Source organism: Pseudoalteromonas sp. S1610 (genome assembly GCF_005887465.1).
GTDB lineage: Bacteria > Pseudomonadota > Gammaproteobacteria > Enterobacterales > Alteromonadaceae > Pseudoalteromonas > Pseudoalteromonas undina.
Genome location: NZ_PNDI01000004.1, coordinates 74,552 through 96,468, shown reverse-complemented (window position 1 = coordinate 96,468; position 21,917 = coordinate 74,552). Strand labels below are relative to the sequence as shown.

16 protein-coding genes are annotated in these 21,917 nt (G+C 40.2%); 6 read left to right on the top strand and 10 right to left on the bottom strand.

From position 1 onward, the window contains the following. Window positions 1-38 precede the first annotated feature (38 nt). The 4 genes from CWB77_RS02870 to CWB77_RS02855 are packed head-to-tail and all read right to left on the bottom strand — an operon-like array spanning window position 39 to window position 4,577. On the bottom strand, window positions 39-1,247 hold the full coding sequence (locus tag CWB77_RS02870) for an ABC transporter permease (protein WP_138621284.1): 1,209 nt from the start codon (window positions 1,245-1,247) through the stop codon (window positions 39-41). A 10-nt stretch (window positions 1,248-1,257) separates the two neighbouring features. Next, window positions 1,258-2,571, bottom strand: a complete 1,314-nt coding sequence (locus CWB77_RS02865; protein ID WP_138621282.1) for an ABC transporter permease — start codon at window positions 2,569-2,571, stop codon at window positions 1,258-1,260. A 3-nt stretch (window positions 2,572-2,574) separates the two neighbouring features. Continuing rightward, window positions 2,575-3,285 (bottom strand): ABC transporter ATP-binding protein, encoded by a 711-nt coding sequence (locus CWB77_RS02860; protein ID WP_013465175.1) that lies wholly within the window; start codon window positions 3,283-3,285, stop codon window positions 2,575-2,577. A 35-nt stretch (window positions 3,286-3,320) separates the two neighbouring features. Further along, on the bottom strand, window positions 3,321-4,577 hold the full coding sequence (locus CWB77_RS02855; protein ID WP_138621280.1) for an efflux RND transporter periplasmic adaptor subunit: 1,257 nt from the start codon (window positions 4,575-4,577) through the stop codon (window positions 3,321-3,323). A gap of 722 nt (window positions 4,578-5,299) precedes the next feature. On the opposite strand from CWB77_RS02855, the gene gltB reads away from it, so the two are divergent. Together gltB and CWB77_RS02845 are read left to right on the top strand one after the other, a co-directional pair. Beyond that, window positions 5,300-9,757, top strand: a complete 4,458-nt coding sequence (gene gltB, locus CWB77_RS02850; protein ID WP_138621278.1) for a glutamate synthase large subunit — start codon at window positions 5,300-5,302, stop codon at window positions 9,755-9,757. 9 nt (window positions 9,758-9,766) lie between these two features. Continuing rightward, entirely contained in the window at window positions 9,767-11,182 is a 1,416-nt protein-coding gene (locus tag CWB77_RS02845; protein WP_013465171.1) for a glutamate synthase small subunit GltD family protein, read from the top strand. Window positions 11,183-11,305: 123 nt separating this feature from the next. On the opposite strand, the gene CWB77_RS02840 is transcribed toward CWB77_RS02845, so the two are convergent. The 4 genes from CWB77_RS02840 to nadK all read right to left on the bottom strand — a co-directional run bounded on the left by CWB77_RS02840 (window position 11,306) and on the right by nadK (window position 14,937). Further along, window positions 11,306-11,623, bottom strand: a complete 318-nt coding sequence (locus CWB77_RS02840; protein ID WP_138571373.1) for a hypothetical protein — start codon at window positions 11,621-11,623, stop codon at window positions 11,306-11,308. A gap of 47 nt (window positions 11,624-11,670) precedes the next feature. Next, window positions 11,671-13,344 carry a DNA repair protein RecN gene (gene recN, locus CWB77_RS02835; RefSeq protein ID WP_138621276.1) on the bottom strand — a complete coding sequence of 558 codons (1,674 nt, stop codon included), beginning with the start codon at window positions 13,342-13,344 and terminating at the stop codon, window positions 11,671-11,673. A gap of 75 nt (window positions 13,345-13,419) precedes the next feature. Further along, entirely contained in the window at window positions 13,420-13,977 is a 558-nt protein-coding gene (locus CWB77_RS02830) for a hypothetical protein (RefSeq protein WP_138621274.1), read from the bottom strand. Between the two features lie 75 nt (window positions 13,978-14,052). Next, a complete protein-coding gene (gene nadK / locus CWB77_RS02825; protein ID WP_008464501.1) occupies window positions 14,053-14,937 on the bottom strand; it encodes an NAD(+) kinase in 885 nt (294 codons plus the stop codon). 166 nt (window positions 14,938-15,103) lie between these two features. On the opposite strand from nadK, the gene CWB77_RS02820 reads away from it, so the two are divergent. Continuing rightward, window positions 15,104-16,069: an HrcA family transcriptional regulator gene (locus CWB77_RS02820; protein ID WP_054201107.1), complete on the top strand. Its 966-nt coding sequence runs from the start codon at window positions 15,104-15,106 to the stop codon at window positions 16,067-16,069. Between the two features lie 58 nt (window positions 16,070-16,127). After that, window positions 16,128-16,739 carry a nucleotide exchange factor GrpE gene (gene grpE / locus CWB77_RS02815; RefSeq protein ID WP_008113139.1) on the top strand — a complete coding sequence of 204 codons (612 nt, stop codon included), beginning with the start codon at window positions 16,128-16,130 and terminating at the stop codon, window positions 16,737-16,739. A 27-nt stretch (window positions 16,740-16,766) separates the two neighbouring features. On the opposite strand, the gene CWB77_RS02810 is transcribed toward grpE, so the two are convergent. Then, entirely contained in the window at window positions 16,767-17,966 is a 1,200-nt protein-coding gene (locus tag CWB77_RS02810) for a Bcr/CflA family efflux MFS transporter (protein WP_138621272.1), read from the bottom strand. A gap of 170 nt (window positions 17,967-18,136) precedes the next feature. Here CWB77_RS02810 and CWB77_RS02805 point away from each other — a divergent pair, with 170 nt between their 5' ends. Then, entirely contained in the window at window positions 18,137-18,934 is a 798-nt protein-coding gene (locus tag CWB77_RS02805; protein ID WP_138621270.1) for a M48 family metallopeptidase, read from the top strand. Between the two features lie 103 nt (window positions 18,935-19,037). Further along, window positions 19,038-20,942, top strand: coding sequence for a hypothetical protein (locus CWB77_RS02800; protein WP_138621268.1), 1,905 nt, complete (start codon window positions 19,038-19,040; stop codon window positions 20,940-20,942). Window positions 20,943-21,020: 78 nt separating this feature from the next. On the opposite strand, the gene CWB77_RS02795 is transcribed toward CWB77_RS02800, so the two are convergent. Further along, entirely contained in the window at window positions 21,021-21,809 is a 789-nt protein-coding gene (locus tag CWB77_RS02795; protein WP_055012946.1) for a hypothetical protein, read from the bottom strand. Between the last annotated feature and the right edge of the window lie 108 nt (window positions 21,810-21,917).

Here is a 21,917-nt window from a genome sequence, read left to right as displayed (position 1 = left end):
ACCGCGTTTAGCCAGTGTAGCATAGGTTGGGAGCTGTGCTATATGGTTCGGGTTGCTATACTCGGCGAAATATTTGCCGCGCGTTTAGCTGGGCCAAATACAGCCAAAAGACTCATTGTAAACACCATGACTGCCGTGACAGCAATATAACTTGATGGTAATGCCGCTATTGAAAAATGTTGCATTAATAACTGACCGAGTAAAAGTGCTGAAATAGCACCTAAAAATAAGCCAGCAATGCAAATCAGCGCATTTTCAACTAAAAAATAATTAACAATTGCAGATTTACGAGCGCCTAAAGCACGACGGGTTCCAATTTGCTTGGTACGTTTGTTTATATTAAATAGCGTCAAACCAAAAATGCCCAGTGCGGTTACTAATACCAGTATGGTTATGAGGACAATTAACATACGCATCATAAGTTTATCTGCAGCCATATATTGATCTTTAAGTTCATCAAGACCTTTAATATTGTTGATCACCCGCTTGCTATAATTATTTAGCATCGCATTTTCGATTTGTTTCATTACAGCTGCGCGTTGTCCTGGCTTTGTTCTTACAGCAAATTGTGCGTAAGTTTTGCCTTGAATATACGGAATCAGCGCGACATTATTGGGGTGACTATCTTTTAGCCAAGGGCCTTTCATTGGCGCTGTGATCCCAATAATTTGTAGGGGTAAGTCACCAAAATAAATGGTTTTTCCTAGGCCATCTCCCTTAGGGAAAAGCTCATTGGCTAACGCCCCGGTAACGACTGTGACATTGGTTGTTCTATCTGTTGGTGAATTTGTAATGAGTACTTCAGCCTCAGTAAAATTACGCCCAGCAATTAATTTTACGCCATATGTGTCTAGGCCGTGCTCATCAATAAAAAAGTAAGCAGTGCGCACATTTTTGCTTTCTTGTGGTGCAGGTTTTAAATTAAAGCCGGAAGCGCTGCCACTACCAGATAACGGAATACTGCTACTTTGCGCTGCACTCTCAACCCCTGGTAGGGCTCTTAACATGGCTTCATCTAGTTCAAACTGCTGGCTAGCATCAACGTCTTTCCCAAAGGTCATCACATTGAACTTAAACAAGTCTTGCTCTGGATAGCCGGTTTCTTGGTTTAAAAAAGCGATTCTATCTTGAATGATAAACGCCGCATTGCTGACAATGGCTGTCGTAATTGCAATTTGAATTAAAAGTAATATTGCGCCTACCTTTGAGCGGCAAAGGGCATGAAATATTGGTTTTATTTCTAACATGATTAGCTCCTTATTGGCTCTTTAAGTAAATGGCAGGGTTGGTTTTACACACTAGCCAAGCAGGGTAAAGCCCAGCAATAATGCAAGTAGTTATTGCGATAACTGGGGCACTTAATAACATGGCTAAATCCATCGTGGCTATGTTTTTGTAATATTCGTAACTTTGCCTTACCCCGAGAAGGCCAATTTGTGCAAGTACAATACCGAGCAACCCGCCGATAAAACCAAGCATGGCTACTTCTACTAAATGCTGTAGAAAGACTTGTCGCTTACTTGCCCCGAGTGCTCGACGCACGCCGACTTCTGGAGCACGGCGTAAAAACTTTGCTAGTAATAATCCTAAAATATTAGCTAAACACACCGCTAAAAACATAAAGCTTAAACTAACCAGTATTTTGTTATCTTCACTAACGACATTGTTGTATTCCATCCATTGGTTTACATCACGTAGGCTATATTCAGGTTTCTCTCGCGTGAAGCGGCCACGTTTTTTTTGCTCTTCAATGTAAGAGGTGAGGTAATCACCGTAAGCGGTTTTTTGCTCTGGTGTATCAAGCTGAGCCCAAAATTGGATCCACACTATTTCCGATTGCAATCTATCGGCATAGGTATTTATATTTTCATGTTTCCAGCCATTGCTATTGCCCCAGCTGGTGAGCTCTTTTGCTTTAATTAAACTAAAGGGTAAAAATAGGTCTGCTATTTTATCAAAAGCGCCGTTATTTAAATCGTAATATTTAAGGTTGAGGGGCCAGTCATCAATAACACCGACAATTTGGTAGCTATCGTCATCCAAATAGACTAGTTTTCCGATGGAGTTTTCACCCGCAAACAACTTATCGTTCAGCTCTTTTGAAATCACCAAAACAGGGGCTGCAGATTGCTCTTGTTGTACACTCCACACACCGCCATAAATAAATGGCACATCAAACATGCTAAAAAAATCGGGTGTGGTCATGCGTGCTTCACCAGTAAACGGCTTAACTTTATCTGAGTCTAAATACACCGAGAAGCCAGTGCGCATCATGGCTACTTTTTTATCTGGGATTGGAGCATTGTGCAAACTAACTGCATCTTGATAGGTCAGTTGCATAGGAATATCGTCACCCGTCCACCAAGTATGGCCTTCATCCATGGTTTGCAGCTGTACATTAAACAATTGGCTGCTCTTATGTGGGATAGGGTCTGCCGACATCATGTGATAAACGCTTAAACTCGTCATAGTGATGCCAATACCAATGGCAATCGCCAGTACCATTAAAAAGCTTACTAAAGGTGTGCGCTTGAAGCTACGCCAACTTAAGTCGAGGTAATGTAGTAGCATGACTTAGGCTCCAGCAACATTTTTAAGGTTTTGTGCACCTTGGTATAGGGTGAAATCGGCAAGTTGACCGTCGACAACTTGAATGTTTCGAGGGGCACGCCGAGCAAGTTCTGCATCATGGGTGACCATGACAATGGTTGCGCCATCGCGATTGATTTGTTCAAGCAGCTCCATTACTTGACGAGCCATAAGGCTGTCGAGATTACCGGTTGGTTCATCGGCAAGTAAAAATCGTGGCTCGCCAGCAAGCGCGCGTGCTATGGCTACTCGTTGTTGCTGTCCGCCAGAGAGTTGCTGTGGCAAATGTTTTGCCCGAGAGGCAAGACCAACTTGTTCTAAACATTTTTCAATGCGACGTTTACGCTCTGCGGCTTTAATACCTCTATAACGTAGCGGTACTTCAATATTTTCATATAAGTTTAAGTCAGGTATTAAATTGAACCCTTGGAAGATAAAGCCTATTTTTTGATTTCGACAATCTGCGCGCTGGTTATCGTTTAACTTACCTACATCAATTCCATCAAGTAAATATTCACCTGCAGAGAAGGGTTCTAACATTCCAGCTATATTTAAAAAGGTCGTTTTTCCTGATCCGCTAGGGCCTGTAACAGCAATAAATTCGCCTTCATCAACGTGTAGATTAAAATCACGTAATGCATGGGTTTGAACCATTTCTGTTTGATATACTTTACTTATATTATTCATCTTTAACATGCTTTTTCCTTTTGTTCTTTGGTTCTACGCGATTGTTAGCGAAGTAATAATGTGTGTGTGTGTTTGAAACTGTTATAGCTTGAGATAATCAATTCATCGCCAGCTTGAACCCCTGAGATTAACTCAACCGCATTAATGCTGGTTGCACCAATTGAAATATCAATGAGCTGAGCTGTATCACCGGTAATTTTATAAACCTGTGTACCGCCTTGTTGTAAAAATGCCCCACGCTTAACTTGTAAAACATCGTCACGATTTTCTAATAAAATACGTGCTGTTAATCGTTGGTTTTGTCTGATACCCGTCATGTCTTTGTCAAAACGTACACGCGTTGTGACTTCTCTATTATTTACTTCTGGTGAAATGGCAGAGAGGGCGCCCATCACTTTGCTAGCGCCCATTGTTATCTCTACGTCCATACCTAAACCAAGCTCATTTGCATAACTTTCAGGGACTTGTAGCTCTGCTTCAAAATTACTCAAATCAACTAAAGTCATTAATGGTTGGCTTTGTGTTACCGCTTCTCTTTGTTGAACTAGTAAGTTACCTACAATCCCTGACACAGTGGCTTTAATTGTTAAGTTATTAACTTTACGAAGTAGATCATCGACAATCAGTTGTTGACGAGTGACATCTCGTTTAGCGGCCTGTAGTTCAAAAGCAAGTGTATCTTTGGACAATTCAACTTCTTGCTCTGCATGTTTATAAGAGAGTTTTGCACGGGCAAGCTCATCAATGGCTTTTTCGTGATCAATTTGACTGATCACATTTTTTTGCATTGATAAGGCCGCTCTGCGATTCTCTCTATCGGCAGCGTTTAACTCTACTTGTGCTAGATCAAGTGATTTATTTAAGCTTAATGATTGGCGGCGTGCCTCAAGGTGTTTACGTTGTAGCTCGCCCTCAAGACGAGCTAAAACAGACTGTTGCTGCTTTAATTCGTTTGTGAGCTCAGGACTATCAACCATGGCTATTACATCATGCAGTTTTACTGAGTCACCAGCATTAACCTTCAATGAAACAAAGCCTCGTTCAGGGCTGTAAACTTTTGGTGCTCTGGCGGCGACAATTTTACCGCTGGCTGCAACATCGCGTATTAGCGATTGGCGCACCACCGTGGCTATTTGTAGGCTTACTCTATCAACCGAGATAGTACCTTCTTGATCAGCATTTAATAGTGCATATACACATAGAGCAACTAGGCCCACAATAAATATAAACAGCCTGATGTATTTTTTAAAATTTATAGGTCGTGAGATTTGCGTGTCTTGCCCGCTAGTGTCTTTAATCATTATTCATTCTCTTAGTGTTTTTCAAACACAGTAATCATTAGCGAGGCAATAAACAGAATAATTGGTGAAATTAAAAATAAGCCAATAGTAAACATTCGAACATCCTCAAAATTTATATAGTTATGCTGTATTCGAATAGCATGCCATTTTTTATCTTATTGAATTTATTCGGTTTTTAACTTTACCCTTTTTGTTTTACATGTCCGCGGACATAAAAAGTGTCCGCTGCGGGCACTTTTTTGATTTGTCTATTGGATGAGGTTACCTCAAGGTAAAGCAAAGCAAGTTGTTAATTAATGCATAACATGAGGGGAGCGTTTAAATCTATTGAATAAACTATGCGCTAATAGAAGCCGCTGTAATTAAATGTCGTGTTCAGATGAATTACTAATACAGCACAAAAGAGGAAATAGCCCCTAATGAATAGTTATTCATTTTTGGCTCGCCTTACGTTTACGTAAACTGCTAGTCGCATATGCTTTTTGTTTACAAGTTTTTAAAAATAACACCGGTTTCAATCTATTTTTCGATCCGATATCTATGCAAATGTTAATGGGTGGCATTATTTTATGATTTTTAATTAAGTTGAAATATATTCAATATAATGAATATGTATTCATAAAAATATTGACTCAAGGGTGGAATAACGCTAATTTTGTTCGTCTGTTAGCAAATCGTCGAGCCGTTCATCCACGTTAACAGCGCAGCAAGGGGAGGGGTCCATGTTATATGACTCAAAACTAGAAAAAGATAATTGTGGCTTTGGCTTAATAGCCCAAGTTAATAACCAAGCGAGTCACCGACTCATTCGTACGGCGATCACCGGTTTAGATCGCATGCAGCACCGCGGTGGTATTTCTGCTGATGGTAAAACGGGTGATGGTTGTGGCTTGTTATTACAAAAACCAGACAGCTTCTTTCGGGCTATTGCTGCCGAGAATAATTGGCATTTAGGTAAAAATTACGCCGTTGGGATGATCTTCCTCAATGCTGATCCGGTACTAGCACAAGCAGCCAAAGATGTTTTAAGCGAAGAACTAGAAAAAGAAACGCTAAATATTTTGGGCTGGCGTGTGGTTCCAACTGATCCATCAATGTTAGGACCTATTGCTCTAAAACAATTGCCAGGTTTTGAACAAATTTTTATTAGTGCGCCAGAAGGTTGGCGTTCTAAAGATTTAGAACGCCGCTTGTATGTTGCACGTCGTCGTGCAGAAAAGCGTCTAATGGACGATGAATCATTTTATATTGCGAGCTTATCTGGGCTAGTCACAATATATAAAGGCTTAATGATGCCTGCTGACTTGCCTAATTTTTATCTTGATCTTGCGGATATTCGCATGACTAGTGCTATTTGTGTTTTTCATCAACGCTTCTCTACAAACACACAGCCTCGCTGGCCTTTAGCGCAACCATTTCGTTATTTAGCGCACAATGGTGAAATTAATACTATTGAAGGTAACCGCCAATGGGCACGTGCCCGTTCTTATAAATTTGCTTCGCCACTTATTCCTGATTTACAAAGCGCAGCGCCTTTTGTTAATGAGACAGGGTCTGACTCATCTAGCCTCGATAATATGTTGGAGCTATTTTTAGCTGGTGGTATGGATTTATTCCGTGCGATGCGCATGCTAGTGCCGCCAGCATGGCAAAAAAATCGAGCTATGGATGACGACTTACGTGCGTTCTATGATTTTAACTCTATGCATATGGAACCGTGGGATGGCCCTGCAGGCATCGTTATGTCTGATGGGCGCTTTGCAGCCTGTAACCTAGACCGTAATGGTCTGCGCCCTGCGCGTTATATTATTACTCAAGATGGCTTTATTACTTTAGCTTCTGAGGTGGGGATTTGGGATTACACCGCTGATGAGGTGGTAGAAAAAGGACGTGTTGGCCCAGGCGAGCTACTCGTTATTGATACCAAACTCGGAAAAATTTGGCATTCAGATGAAATTGACCAAGATTTAAAATCACGCCACCCTTATAAATCGTGGTTAGAAGAAAACGTTAAGCGCTTAACACCTTTTGAAGCACTGACTGAGCAAGATGCAGGTAATCGCTCATTCGATGATGCAACTCTAGCCAAATACCAAAAGATGTTTGGCTATACTAATGAAGAGCTAGACAGTGTTATTCGTGTTATGGGTGAAAATGGTCAAGAAGCTACCGGTTCAATGGGTGACGATACGCCGTTTGCCGTCCTAAGCGAAGGGCATCGTTCACTTTACGATTATTTCCGCCAGAAGTTTGCCCAAGTGACTAATCCGCCAATTGATCCGTTACGTGAAAACCATGTAATGTCGTTGGCAACGTGTATTGGCAGTGAACAAAACGTATTTAATGAAACGACAGGGCATGCTAAACGCCTGCAATTTGATACACCTATTTTAATGTATGCTGACATGCAGCAGCTACTCAATGCCGATGAAGCACACTACAGTTACTGTAAAATTGACATTACTTACACCGTAGAAGAAGGACTTGAAAACGCCGTTAAGCGTGTTTGTGATGAAGCGCAAGAAAAAGCAGCATCAGGCTGCATTATGCTGGTATTAACGGATCGTAACTTTGATGACAATCAATTACCTATTCCTGCTGCTATGGCGGTGGGTGCGGTACAAAAACGCTTGGTAGATAATAACTTACGCTGTGAGTCTAACATCATTATTGAAACCGGCAGCGTTCGTGACGCGCATCAATTTGCGGTTCTACTTGGCTTTGGTGCAACCGCAATCTACCCGTATTTAGCGTATGAGTCACTTGTGGCCATGAGCGATAGCAAGGTAATTAATAAGTCATACTGCGAAGTGACACTGGCTTATCGTCAAGCAATCAATAAAGGCTTGTACAAAATCATGTCGAAAATGGGTATTAGCACCGTGGCTTCATATCGTTGTTCGATGTTGTTTGAAGCGGTTGGTCTATCTGACGCGATTGTTGAGATGTGTTTTAAGGGCGTTGCAAGTCGCATAAAAGGGGCGTGTTTTAGCGACTTCGATGACGATCAGCAAAGCTTGCATAAACTGGCGCTTAGTAAACGTAAATTATTAAGCCATGGCGGTTTATTCAAATACGTTCACGGCGGCGAGTATCATGCTTACAACCCTGATGTGATTCAAACGTTACAAAAAGCAGTACGAAGCGGTCAGTACAGTGATTACAGCGAATACGCAAAGCTAGTTAATCACCGTCCAGTCGCGACTTTGCGCGATATGTTGGCTTTAAAACTGCCAGAAAAGGGTATAAGCATTGATGAGGTAGAGCCTGCCGCTGAGCTTTATAAACGTTTTGATTCTGCAGCGATGAGTATTGGTGCATTATCACCAGAGGCGCATGAAGCACTAGCCATTGCTATGAACCGTTTAGGTGGTTGCTCAAATTCTGGCGAAGGTGGCGAAGATAAACTTCGTTACGGTACAGAAAAAAATTCACGGATTAAACAAGTGGCCTCAGGTCGATTTGGTGTAACACCTCATTATTTACGCAGTGCGGATGTCATTCAAATAAAAGTGGCTCAAGGCGCTAAGCCGGGCGAAGGCGGGCAGTTACCAGGTGAAAAAGTAACGCCCTATATTGCCAAGCTTCGTTACTCGGTACCAGGCGTGACACTAATTTCACCGCCACCGCATCATGATATTTACTCTATTGAAGATTTAGCCCAGCTTATTTTTGATTTAAAGCAAGTAAACCCGAATGCACTGATTTCAGTAAAACTGGTATCTGAACCGGGCGTAGGAACAATTGCAACCGGTGTTGCAAAAGCGTATGCCGATCTAATTACTATCTCAGGCTACGATGGTGGCACAGGTGCAAGTCCCTTAACCTCGGTTAAATATGCTGGCAGCCCATGGGAGCTTGGCCTTGCAGAAACGCAACAAGCACTTGTCGAAAATGGCCTTCGTCATCGTATTCGCCTGCAAACAGATGGGGGGTTAAAAACCGGGCTTGATATCATCAAAGCAGCCATTTTAGGCGCTGAAAGTTTTGGCTTTGGTACCGGACCCATGGTGGCGTTAGGCTGTAAATACTTACGAATTTGTCACTTAAATAACTGTGCTACTGGTGTGGCAACCCAAGACGATACACTGCGCCAAAAGCATTATCACGGCTTACCAGAAATGGCGATGAACTACTTTAAGTTTATAGCTCAAGAAGCGCGTGAAATTATGGCAAGTTTAGGTGTTGCAAACCTAACCGATTTGATTGGTCGCTTAGATTTACTCGAAGCCATTGAAGGCAAAACAGCCAAACAGCAAAAAATAGATTTATCAGCGGTTATCGCTCAGCCGAACAACCCAACGGGTGAAACACTGTTTTGCAGTGCACCAAATAGCTCGCACTATTTAGGTGAATTAAATGAGAGCTTGCTAGGCAAGGCAAAAGAGGCAATTGATAATTCAAGCGGCATTTCATTAGTGAGTCGTATATGTAATACCGATAGATCGGTTGGCGCAATGCTTTCTGGTTATATTGCTGATAAGCACGGTAATCAAGGTATGGCAGCAGATCCAGTGGTGATTGAACTTCATGGTACAGCGGGCCAGTCATTCGGGGTATGGAATGCTGGCGGCCTTGAAATGACTCTAGTTGGTGATGCTAACGATTACGTTGGTAAAGGGATGGCGGGCGGTAAGCTAGTCGTTCGCCCACCACTGGGGTCGTCATTTGAAAGTCACAAAGCAACCATCGTAGGTAATACCTGTTTATATGGTGCCACTGGCGGTAAATTGTTTGCAGCCGGATGTGCTGGTGAGCGTTTTGCTGTGCGTAATTCGGGTGTGCAAGCTGTTGTTGAAGGTGTTGGTGATAATGGTTGTGAATATATGACCGGTGGCGTGGTATGTGTACTTGGTAATGTAGGAGTTAACTTTGGTGCAGGTATGACCGGTGGTTTTGCTTATATTTTAGATGAACGAGGTGATTTTGAGAAACGCATTAACCCAGAGTTGGTTGAAGTGGTTACTTTAGATGATTTGAGTTCACATCAAGAGCATTTACGCGGCTTAATTGCTGACCATTTAGAGCTAACAGGCTCATGCAGAGCAGAAACTATTTTAGCTAACTTTGAACTTTATTTACCGATGTTCAAATTAGTAAAACCTAAATCAAGTGACGTAAAAAGTTTACTCGGGCATCGCGCTCGCAGTAGCGCCGAACTACGTGTTCAAGCGCAATAAGGGGGCAGTATGAGCGAAAATGTATATCAATTTATAGACGTGCAGCGTGTAGACCCACGCAAGAAACCAATCTCGTCGCGTAAAAAATCGTTCGTAGAAATTTATGAACCCTTTTCAGAAAACCAAGTTAATTCACAGGCAGATCGCTGCCTTGATTGCGGTAACCCTTATTGTGAGTGGAAATGTCCAGTACATAACTATATTCCACAATGGTTAAAACTGATCCGTACAGGGCGCATTTTAGAGGCCGCTGAGCTTTCGCACCGTACTAACAGTTTGCCAGAGGTGTGTGGAAGAGTATGCCCACAAGACCGCTTATGCGAAGGCTCATGTACATTAGATGAAGAATTTGGAGCGGTAACAATCGGTAATATTGAAAAATACATCACCGATACCGCGTTCAAAATGGGCTGGAAGCCAGACATGTCTTATGTGACATGGACTGATAAAAAAGTGGCTATTATTGGTGCTGGGCCAGCAGGGTTAGGCTGTGCTGATATTCTAGTACGTAATGGCGTAAAGCCTGTGGTATTTGACCGTCACCCTGAAATTGGTGGGCTGTTAACCTTTGGTATTCCTTCTTTTAAATTAGAAAAAGAAGTCATGCAAAAACGTCGCGAAATATTTACCGAAATGGGTGTTGAATTTAAACTTAATGTCGAAGTAGGTAAAGACATTAGCATGGATGAAATTCTTAATGAGTATGACGCTGTATTTTTGGGAGTGGGGACTTATCAAAGTATGCGTGCAGGGCTTGAGAACGAAGATGCACCGGGGGTGCATGATGCCCTGCCATTCTTAATTGGTAACACTAATCGTGTTATGGGTTACGATGAGTCTAAACAAGCTTGCATTGATATGGCAAACCAAAAAGTAGTGGTACTAGGTGGTGGTGATACAGCAATGGACTGTGTGCGTACCTCCATTCGCCATAACGCGTTAAAAGTAACGTGTGCTTATCGTCGTGATGAAGAGAACATGCCTGGTTCAAAACGCGAAGTAAAGAATGCCAAAGAAGAGGGCGTAATTTTTACTTATAACGTTCAGCCTAAAGGTATTGTCCTTGATGATAAAGGCGCAGTTGCAGGCGTTAAAATGGTAAAAACTCAGCTTGGTGAGGCAGATGAAAATGGCCGTCGTCGTGCTGAAGAAGTCCCCGGATCAGAGCACATTATTGAAGCTACACAAGTGATTATGGCATTTGGCTTTAAGCCTCATAAAATGGACTGGTTGGAACAGTACGATGTAGAAATTAACCACTGGGGCGGTATTAATGCACCTGAGCAAGGTGAATTTACACATCAAACCACTAATCCTAAAATATTTGCTGGAGGCGATATTGTTCGTGGCTCAGACTTAGTGGTTACTGCTATATTTGAGGGGCGTAATGCTGCAGAAGGCATTATGGATTATTTAAAAGTTTAAATAATTCTTTTGTTAGAATGGAGTCAAAAGCAAACCTTCGGGTTTGCTTTTTTATTCCCTCAGTTTTACAAATAAAAATGCCCACAATACACAGGTTGCGGGCATTTTTAAACGCTATGTTAGTTAATCCATCGAGAAGTGATCAAGGCTCGGTTTCACTCTGGCTTGTCGACGTTTCACACTTTTATAGCAGATAACGTTACAAACAAGCTGTAGGCCAATAACCAACAAACTAAGTGTTATTAAGCCACTAATAGCTGTGCTGCTAAAAACTAACATAACAGCAATAACAATATGTACAATTAATGCCACATTTAAAAAACGATATAATCCTTGTTTAAATTGTGTGTGTTTAAACTTGCTAAACATTGCTAAAAGTACACTAACTATCAATAGTAGCCAGTTAATTGCTAAGCCAAAATAAATGACCGTTGTTTGCATCAAGGTATCCTCACCGTATCAAGGTAACGCACTATAAATGTATAATTTTATCCGTGCGCTTTTATAAGCTCTTTCGCATTTGCTTTAGCTGTTTTGCTAATGTTGTCACCACCCAGCAAACGCGCAATTTCATTAACCCTGCCATCTTTATTTAATGCCAGCATATGAGTAAACGTTTCACCGTCTGCAATTTCTTTGGCAACAAAAAATTGCTGATGAGCGCTACTGGCCACTTGCGGTAAATGGGTTACACAAATTACTTGTGTCGATTTACCTAATTGGCGCAGCAGTTTACCAACGGCAGCAGCTGTAGGGCCAGAAATACCGACATCTACTTCATCAAATATAAGTGTTGGAGTCGTTACTTTTTGGGCAATAATAACTTGAATAGCCAAACTAATGCGTGATAATTCACCACCAGAGGCTATTTTTGCTAGAGGTTGTAATGGTTGCCCTGGGTTTGTTGATACTAAAAACGATACATTATCAAAACCTAAACTATTAGGAGAGCGATCGGTATGTGCTGTAAGAGCTATTTCAAATACGCCATTTTCCATAGATAAGTTAGCCATACTTTCGCTGATCAAGCCATTTAGCGTGTTGGCGTATTGATGACGACTAGCACTTAATTCCTCACTAGCCGTTTGATAATCTTCAAGGGCTGCTGCAATTTCACTTTCAAGCTGTTCGAGGCGCGAACTATTACTGCTTATAGAGTCTAGTTCTTGTGTTACATTTTGATGAAACTCAACGAGCTCTTGTGGCTTTATATGGTGTTTTCTTGCTAAATCCATAGCGCCGCTGAGTCTGTTTTCTACTTCCGTTAAGCGAGTAGGATCTAAGTCAGCTTGTTCAGTATAATTGCGTATTTCTCTGCTTGCTTCTTCAACTTGAACCGCTGCTTCTGTCAGTAATGCTGCTACATTGGCCAGGGTTTCATCATAATGTGCAAGTTCATTAAATTGTTGTGCGCTGTGTTGTAAAAGAGAGCACGCATTTTGCTCATCACTTTCGTATAAATGTTGTAGCTCGCGCTGACAAGATTGCAAAATAGTTTGGCTGTTACTGAGCTTATAATGCTCTGCTTCTATTTGTTCAAACTCACCAGCTTGCAACGCAAATTCATCAAGCTCAGCCACTTGATATTCTAATAATTGTTTTTGCGCAGCTTGTTGTTGTTGTTGGTGTTCTAGTTGTTTAAATTCTTTTTGTAAATCAGCATAACGTTTATAACGCTGGCTTACAGCATTAACTAGATTTTGGTGCCCGGCGTAAGCATCCAGTAGCTGTAATTGATGCTCTGCTTTTAATAGATGCTGGTGTGCATGTTGACCGTGTATAGAAATTAAATATTGGCCTAGCTCTTTTAGCTGTGCAGCGGTGACAGGGCTACCATTAATGTAGCTTTTGCTGCGGCCATTCTTGCAAACAACTCGACGAAGTAGACATTCGTTATCGTCATTATTAAGCATGTTCTCTTCTAGAAATGCATGAGCGTGTGGCAAATTGCTTAAATCAAATTGCGCACTTACCTCGGCTTTATCAGTGCCTGGGCGCACAGCTGATGCCTCTGCTCGTTCTCCAAGGCACAATGATAACGCATCAATAGCGATTGATTTACCCGCCCCCGTTTCACCGGTAATAGCGGTCATGCCCGAATGCCATTCAGTGCTTAAATTACTTACAATTGCAAAATTTTTAATTTCTAAACCAATTAACATACTGTTCATCCATCCAGTGAATTAACTGTTAATTTATACAGTGTTTTGGTTTATTGCAAATTAAATTTCTATATTTTAAACAAGGCTGGGCTCAATTAGTGTTTTTTTTTCTTCATCAATAGGGAGGGTTTCATCGTTAAGATCAATATTATCAACTGGTTGTATGTTGTCTTCAGTTTTCAACTTTAAGATTAACGTAGGAAGGACTTCTTGGTAAAAATTTTTATTGTATAAAATACCTTGAGCTGGCAACTCTGCTATAAAATATTGAGTGCTGTCGGCAAATGCTTGGCTATTATTACTTTTATAGGTTTTTATAAGCTCTTCGTTAAGTATGTTAATAAGTTGGTCACATAACGATTCCAACTTAACTAAATTTTCATCGGTGTGAGGCTGTACCACGAAAAAGTTACTTACAACTGCTTGAATTCGAGGAAGGTGTTTAGCACTGATGACATTTGCATCTAGTAACTCGTTTAGTTTTATTTTTAAACGTGATTGAGTACTTGCTACGCGCTCGTTAAACAGTTTTTTCTTTGCTTCAATGGTTTTTTTTCGATTACTCTCAATTAGCAAGTAACTGCCAAGTAAAGTAATTAATAATAATAAAGCAAGAAATACTACATAAGTCATTACTACTTTTTCCTGATGATATTTAAAAATTCTAGCCCGATATTTTGCGCTAAAGTTGCATGTTTGGCAATAAAATTAGTATAACCGGCTACCCCAATTTAGCTTTTTACGTAGCACATTATAATAAGAATAATTTTTTGGGTGGATTAAGCGTAATTTTTTGTCAGCTTTACGTATAACTACCTCATCACCCGGTAATACGGCGAGTACAACATGGCTGTCACAGCTTACTTGTAAGCTATCAGTATTTTCTAAACTAAGCTTTAAACGCACTTCATTATCAGCATCCACCACTAAAGGGCGACTTGATAAAGTATGTGGAAACATCGGAACCAGTGACATTGCATTAAGCTCTGGTGTTAAAATAGGCCCACCGCCCGATAAAGAATATGCCGTTGAGCCTGTTGGAGTCGACACAATCAAACCATCGGAGCGTTGAGAAAATACAAAGTCATCGTTTATAAAGGCTTCAAACTCAATCATATGTGCTACTTTATCAGCATGAAGCACTGCTTCGTTTACTGCAGAATTAGCGCTTTTAAGTTCGTTATGACGATACACTTCAACTTCTAATAAAAAACGTTTTTCTTCAATGTAATCGCCGCTGAGTACCTGTTCTAAACTACCCTCAAACCCTTCTGGATTCAAATCAGTTAAAAAGCCTAAATTACCTCTATTTACACCAATTACGGCTATATCAAAGCGAGCAAGCACCCGTGCAGCACCCAGCATGTTGCCATCGCCTCCAACCACAATCGCCAAGTCGGCACGCTCTCCTAAATCAACGAGCTTTACGAGTTTGTCGCTCGGTACATCACTAAGTTGACTCCCTGTACGTTTTTCAACAATCACCTCAAAGCCTAAAGCTAATAAAAACGTATGTAATCGTTGTAAAGTAGCGGCAGCATTAGGGTGATTTGGCTTACCAATCAAGCCGATAGTGTTAAAGGGAGAGTCCATAATAAATACACTGAGAGTTCTAATATTTGTAGAGTAACCTAAAACAGAAGTGTTTGAAAACACAGATCTTAGTAATAAACAGCGGATTTAATTAATTCACTGTAAAATTTAGATTTATTGTATTTTTATACTTGAAATAATAATACTTAGCCCCGATATAACAGCTATGCATAAAGATGTAGATAACATGAAACTAAACCCACGAGATCAGCAAATATTTGCCGCTGTTATGAGTATGTACTGTAATGGCGATGGCTTACCTGTGCCGTCAACAAAAATTGCAAAGCAAAAAGGTATGGCGGTATGCTCTGCCACTGTGCGTAACGCGATGGCGCGCCTCGAAAAAATAGGCTTGTTGTATTCACCACATACATCGGCTGGCCGAGTGCCAACCAATGATGGGTTTGACTATTGGTTTGATGAGTTTTTTACGCTCAATGATATTGCTAATTATTGGCAACCTGAGCAGGCACAATTGGTTGAGCTAGCGCATGGCTTGAGTCAACGTTACCAAGTATGCTGTTGTGTGGGGCTACCGCAGGTTAGAACACAGCAGGTATTTAGGGTAGAAGTGCTCGACTTTGATGCAAACAACTGGCTTATTTTACTCTTAGATAGAGCAGGGCAGAGCCACAATATTTGTATTAATAAGCCTAATGACCCTAGCGATAGCCAACGCTATGAATTTGCTACTTGGCTCAATACGGTTTTTAGTCAACAATCTTTAATTGAAGGCCTCTACCGAATGCAGGCAATGGCCAATACGGCTCCGCGTAATTGTCATGACTCTTTAACTCAATGGACCCGTGAGCTAAGCCAAAAATTAGGCTCAGATAACAGTATCGTTGTTGGCGAAAACTACCTTTATAAAAAAATAGATTGTGAGCAAAGCCTTAATATTGGTGTATCATTTTTAAATTTTGTTGAAGATAAACTCGCTTTTAAAAATGGGGTCTCTATTCTCAATACTGAAAACTTACCGTTCAGTAGCTGCGATGAACTCATTGTGATTAGTGTGCCGTATTTTCAAAATCAAGAATATCAGAGTCGCTTTTGTGTTATTTGTCCAAAATCAGCGCAATTAGAGAAAATAATCCAAGAATTTAAATTATTAGAGCCATTGAGCTCTTGAATCTTTTTATTCAATCCCCATAATTACCGCAGTTGTAAAGAATTGGAGCGTATATTTTATGTCTGAGCAGACACAAAACCCAGAGCAAGAAGTAGAACTGAACGAAGAAGTGACGCAAATGGAAGCTGACGTTGAGGCGGCAGTTGAAGCAGCAGAACAACATGCTGAGCAAGAGCAAAGCCCTGAAGCAGAAATTGCTATGTTATATGCCGAGCTTGAAACTGCAAAGCAAACTATTGCAGATCAAAAAGATAGCGTAGTTCGCGCTGCTGCAGATGTGGACAATATGCGTCGTCGCGCTGCACAAGATGTAGAAAAAGCACACAAATTTGCACTAGAAAAGTTTGCTAATGAATTACTCCCTGTTATAGATAACTTAGAGCGTGCTATTGAGTTTTCTGATAAAGAAAATGAAACGCTTAAGCCTTTACTTGAAGGCATTGATATGACAGTGAAAAGCTTTAACGACGCGGTAGCTAAATTTGGTGTTGAAATTGTAAACCCTCAAGGTGAGCAGTTTAACCCAGACTTTCATCAAGCAATGTCAATCCAACCAAGCAACGATGTAACACCAAATACTGTTTTAGCAGTAATGCAAAAAGGCTACACATTAAACGGTCGTTTATTACGCCCTGCAATGGTTATGGTATCTAAAGCCGCTGACGCTTAATTAAGTATACAATTTAAAAATGCCTCATTATGAGGCATTTTTTTTGTCTTTAAAATAATGTATTAACTGCACCAGTATTGTCAGTACCACCGCACTAAACATTAAACTAGAAAATGGAACCGCACTTTGTGCATGCATTACCGCTAATATAGGGCCTACTAATGCGCCACTACCAAAACGCAAGGTGCCGATAACCGCCGTAGCAGTTCCGGTATTTTGTTCAAACTTCATCAAAATTAATGAATCTGCATTACTTGCTATTATGCCTAAGCTCATCATTAACGGGGCAATAGCCGCAACAATAAAGTAAAGCGATAAATGCAACACACTAAAGCTGAGTAATGCTGTGCCAGAGATAAAACCACACATTAGCCCGTAATAAAGCATTTTTCGTGAGCCAATACGTGGCACTACGCGAGTATTTAAAAGGTTACCAAACATCAGCGCCATTACATTAAAAGCGAATAGCAGACCAAACAATTGTTCCGATACTTTAAATAAGTCGAGGTAAATATATGGAACCGAGGTTAAAAAGCAAAAAAAGCCAAACGACACAAACATCGAGCTTAAAATATCAGCGCGGGCGTGCGGGTTGCTTAATACCACTTTGTAACTCGAAAAGAATAGCGATAACCCTTTTCGATCATTTTTAAATATCGGGATATCGATTAAATAACGCTGCACAAAAAGTAAAATTACAAAGCTATAAGCCGCTAAAACAATAAAAATAGTCGACCAAAGCGAAAAGCCTAAAATAACTGAGCCGATAGAGGGGGCAAGTAAAGGCGCTATCATCATAATCATAGACACGTACGACATACCCTTAGCAGTATTTTTTTGATATATGTGTCTAATAATCCCTGGAACGACAACCGTAGCTGCCGCCCCTGTAAATGCCTGTACTGCTCTTAACAGCCAAAAAGTATGCACTTCAGTGGTAAATGCTAAAGCGAGTGAACTCAAGCCAAATAAACTGAGCCCTATTCGTGCCAGTTTACGCCTGCCAATTTGATCGGCTATGGGGCCAAAAAATAACATGCCCAATGCATAACCTGCTAAATAGATACTCAACGAGATTTGAACATTTGGCATGCTAGTATTGAGATCGTTGGCAATTACCAGCATAGCCGGTAAGTACATATCGATGGCTAAAGGCGTGATTGCTACAATACTGGCTAATAAAGGCAATAAAATACGGGTATTAAAAGAAGAAGCCGAAGCGCTCATTTAAAAACTCAAAACAACGAATATAGGTTGGGCAGTATAGCAGGGCAATGGCGTTGGATAAACTTAGTTTGCCTGCTAACTTAATTGTTTAATCGCAAAAAGCAAAGATTTTAAACTAACACTGCGTTTGGTATTCTATACTCAGTAACAAACTTTTTTAGGGCATTATAATGAAGAAATTGGTTTTGGCAGTACTTGCCAGTGCAGTATTAGTAGGTTGTAAAACATCACCAACTGGACGCACACAGATTGCGCTTTACTCAGATCAACAAATGAGTCAAATGGGCACTGCGAGTTTTGCCCAAATGAAAAAAACGCAGCCGGTAAATAAAGACCCAAAAGTTAACAGTTACGTCAATTGTATTGCTGACAAAGTAGTAGCCGTGCTTCCTACAGATTATGCATCTCAAAATTGGGAAGTGGTGGTCTTTGAAGATGAATCTGCAAACGCTTTTGCATTGCCAGGTGGTTATATTGGCGTGCACACTGGATTATTAAAAATTGCTACAAATCAAGATCAGCTTGCAACTGTTTTAGGTCATGAAGTCGGTCATGTGATTGCAGAGCACTCAAATGAACGTGTTTCACAAAGCTCTATTTTACAAACCGGAATGAAAGTCGGCAGTGCGGCGCTTGAAATGGGTAACGTGCAATATCGCAATGAAATTATGCAAGGGCTTGGTCTTGGCGCTCAATATGGTGTGGTTTTACCGTTTAGTCGTTCACATGAGACAGAAGCTGACGTTATTGGTTTAGATTTAATGGCGCAAGCAGGTTTCAACCCTAAAGAGTCTGTTACGCTTTGGCAAAATATGAGTCAAGCGGGCAGTGGGGCAACGCCAGAGTTTTTATCAACTCACCCAGCACCAACGAGCCGTATTGCAAATTTACAATCGCAAATGGGTAAAGCGCTTAGTGAGCAAAAAGCAGCTAAAGCACAAGGTAAAAATCCGCAGTGTAAGTTTTAACAAAACCTTATAAGCTCGTTTAACATTAGTTTGCGAGCTTAATCAAACTAACTTGAAAATGAGAACATGTAGTTTGTAATAGGCTAAATAGGAAAATTCAAGGATGAAAAAAATAGTTGTAATCATTAGCGTTGTTTTGATCAGCTTAGTTACAGTTTTCAGTATATTATCCAGTAAGCGTCATAATTCAACCCTGCTTACACCAACAGAAGCCAATGTTGATATTAAAAAGCCAAAAGTTAATTTCGGGAATAACACAAACGCCAAAAATATTTATGTTAAACAGCCATTTCCTACTGATACCCCGAATGAGGAGCAATGCAAAGAGCTAAATTATAAGCAGTATCAGTTACGAGATAATAATGAACGTGATATTGAGCTAAAAGCTTCACAAGCATTTAAAAACGGGTATACAGCAAAGCAGGTCGCCGAGGCAATATGGTTTTCGAGTTACTGGTCAGTGGCTAAAACTTGGTACGATAAAGCGGCATTAGCAAAGTCAGTTGAAAAGTTGCTTCCGATTTTACAATCAATACCGAATAGTGAAAGATTAATCGCTCAATACGATTACGTTAACGCACCGGACTTAAATATAACAACTGTTGTTGATTACACTGACCTTTTGGATATACTTTGGAAAAACTTGCCCACAGATACGATTTACAAAAAGGTCAGCTCAACAAATACCTCTGCCGTTGAAATTTTTAACGAAATTGAACGGACTTTTTCAGAAATTCCATATGATGTACTTAACAATAATCAACTTTCTCCTTTAAATTCAATTTTAAATCTGTTGTTGACTAAACAGCAGCTACAATCCGCTATTATGCTTTTGCAGCGTTACCCTGATTTAAAGTTATCAGATGTAAGCTTCGATAATAAATTAGCATTGAATTTTCTCACTATTATAGGTGGTGAAGATTATGAAATTACTAATCCAACAGAGCATAAATTGTTCTTAACTCTTTTAGGGTTATTAGAGAAGCAGGTTTTTTATCAAAAAATCACACACCCTTGGTTTAGTAACGAAAAGGTCAATAAGGGGGTTGAGAAATTAAATAACGAAGGGATCGTTATTAAAATCGTTTTAATCGATGATATAGAGAAACCGAACCCTATATTGCAACTGAATATAAAAGAATCCGTATTAACTGACGAACAACAACTGGACCTCAAAAAGTGTCAATCAACGACGGATTGGCTTACAAGCCGTGAATTAACACCCAATGAAATTGAAACATTTAAAGATCAGCCTTTTATTGCAAAGATCAAATCTTCACCTGAGTTTAAGCACTGCAAAAATAAACAAGCTTTACAAAACCTACCGTTAATAAAAAGTCAATTTACTGCAGCGAGTAAGATAATTAATCAAGCAATTGGTAATCAAAACACCTCATTGCAAGAACTCGATTTAGAAACCTTAGATTTACCTGCTTTGTTACCTGAAACAAAATCTATATTAGCAGTTATTATTGCTCGAGATTACCTCCAAGCAACTAGCTTAAATGAGCAAGAAATTATAGCTAGATTAAGTAATGTTGGTTTGAAACCGTTAAGTAGTCATTCGGAATTGTTAGGAGGATTCGCAGGATTAAAAGGATTAACTTTGTGGCTTAATTCATTAAATTTCGAGCAGTTAAAGGATGCGCAGATTTTATTGAATAGTTTTGCAGCTGAAGGCGTTTTTGAACCCTTCGCTATATTAAACACTAGGCTGGGTGGCGTTGCTTATGATAATAAAAATGAATTGGATCCTCTTTATTTCTTTATCCAAAATTATTCAGAACTTTCTATTCATTCCGGTGATCCAATGACCTATGAAAATAAGAAAAATAAAGCATTTATAAACTTTTTTACTCGCAATGGAGCTCACATTGAATCGCAACATCTTCGAGCTTCATTTGCTCTCAAAATCCGATCTAAAGAAGGCTATAACCGTCTGATAACACATTTTCCTGAGTTAGAAGTAAAGAGCGGGGACGACTACTTCTCAGTTAATTGCCGATAGGTTAACAATTAGATAAAACATATATTTTTGAACTTAAAAAAGTGCGAAATGGTTCGCACTTTTTAATTTACTTTGTTATTAAAAAGTCCACTCTATGTGTACTTGTGGAACTGACTCTGTAACATCTGTACCAAGTTTGTTATGCCAGTACTGCCACTCCATACCTAACAGTAAGGTGTTTTCTTTCATTTCTAGCGCATGCCCCATATCCCATACAATAATAGGTTGAGCTAAAAACCAAGCGCGTACGTCATTACCAAACTCATCTTCACGCTCAGCAATATATTCCGCATGACCCTTAACACTAAATTTTTGTGAGCCAATCATAAATGGATATTCAAAAGCAACGTCAAACATCCAGCTGTTGGTTTCAATTGGCGCACCGCCTTTCGCAACACCTTCACTATCATCAATGTAGGCAGTCACAAGGGTTGAGAAGAAATTAAAACCAGGTACATCCCAGCTTAATTTTACACCCGGTAAGTATTTAACAACTTTAGCATCGCCTGCGGCATTAATACCCATGGTTAGGCCAACATCAACGAGCGCACCTGACGCTACTTTTTCGTCCATAACGGCCGATAAGCTAAGCGTAGAATAACCTTCAAAGTAAAAGTCTTGATCTTGGTAGTTATCGTCATTGCCATCAGTGCTGTAATCAATAAAGAAAAAGTTATCCCCATAGTCATGGCCTGAAGCATGTTGCAATGAATAAACCGTGGTGCTTGATTTTTGTTCAGTGAACGGGTTTTTATGATTACCGTTGTTAATATGAAGCGCAGTACTGCTCCAATTAGCAGCAGTAGCTGTTGAACTTAAGGCACACGCACTAAGTGCAACGAGAGGAAGTAAGTTTTTAATTTTCATAACCATATTTTATGTGACACGCTGAATACCACATTATAGCAAAGACGGTTAATTTGTTAATTATTTATTGTCATAAACAGTGTACTAGCATGTGGCTAATACACTGTT

Coding starts and splice junctions, on each gene's coding strand:
- CWB77_RS02870 (WP_138621284.1), bottom strand. CDS start 1,247: ATGTTAGAAATAAAACCAATATTTCATGCCCTTTGCCGCTCAAAGGTA.
- CWB77_RS02865 (WP_138621282.1), bottom strand. CDS start 2,571: ATGCTACTACATTACCTCGACTTAAGTTGGCGTAGCTTCAAGCGCACA.
- CWB77_RS02860 (WP_013465175.1), bottom strand. CDS start 3,285: ATGTTAAAGATGAATAATATAAGTAAAGTATATCAAACAGAAATGGTT.
- CWB77_RS02855 (WP_138621280.1), bottom strand. CDS start 4,577: ATGATTAAAGACACTAGCGGGCAAGACACGCAAATCTCACGACCTATA.
- gltB (WP_138621278.1), top strand. CDS start 5,300: ATGTTATATGACTCAAAACTAGAAAAAGATAATTGTGGCTTTGGCTTA.
- CWB77_RS02845 (WP_013465171.1), top strand. CDS start 9,767: ATGAGCGAAAATGTATATCAATTTATAGACGTGCAGCGTGTAGACCCA.
- CWB77_RS02840 (WP_138571373.1), bottom strand. CDS start 11,623: ATGCAAACAACGGTCATTTATTTTGGCTTAGCAATTAACTGGCTACTA.
- recN (WP_138621276.1), bottom strand. CDS start 13,344: ATGTTAATTGGTTTAGAAATTAAAAATTTTGCAATTGTAAGTAATTTA.
- CWB77_RS02830 (WP_138621274.1), bottom strand. CDS start 13,977: ATGACTTATGTAGTATTTCTTGCTTTATTATTATTAATTACTTTACTT.
- nadK (WP_008464501.1), bottom strand. CDS start 14,937: ATGGACTCTCCCTTTAACACTATCGGCTTGATTGGTAAGCCAAATCAC.
- CWB77_RS02820 (WP_054201107.1), top strand. CDS start 15,104: ATGCATAAAGATGTAGATAACATGAAACTAAACCCACGAGATCAGCAA.
- grpE (WP_008113139.1), top strand. CDS start 16,128: ATGTCTGAGCAGACACAAAACCCAGAGCAAGAAGTAGAACTGAACGAA.
- CWB77_RS02810 (WP_138621272.1), bottom strand. CDS start 17,966: ATGAGCGCTTCGGCTTCTTCTTTTAATACCCGTATTTTATTGCCTTTA.
- CWB77_RS02805 (WP_138621270.1), top strand. CDS start 18,137: ATGAAGAAATTGGTTTTGGCAGTACTTGCCAGTGCAGTATTAGTAGGT.
- CWB77_RS02800 (WP_138621268.1), top strand. CDS start 19,038: ATGAAAAAAATAGTTGTAATCATTAGCGTTGTTTTGATCAGCTTAGTT.
- CWB77_RS02795 (WP_055012946.1), bottom strand. CDS start 21,809: ATGAAAATTAAAAACTTACTTCCTCTCGTTGCACTTAGTGCGTGTGCC.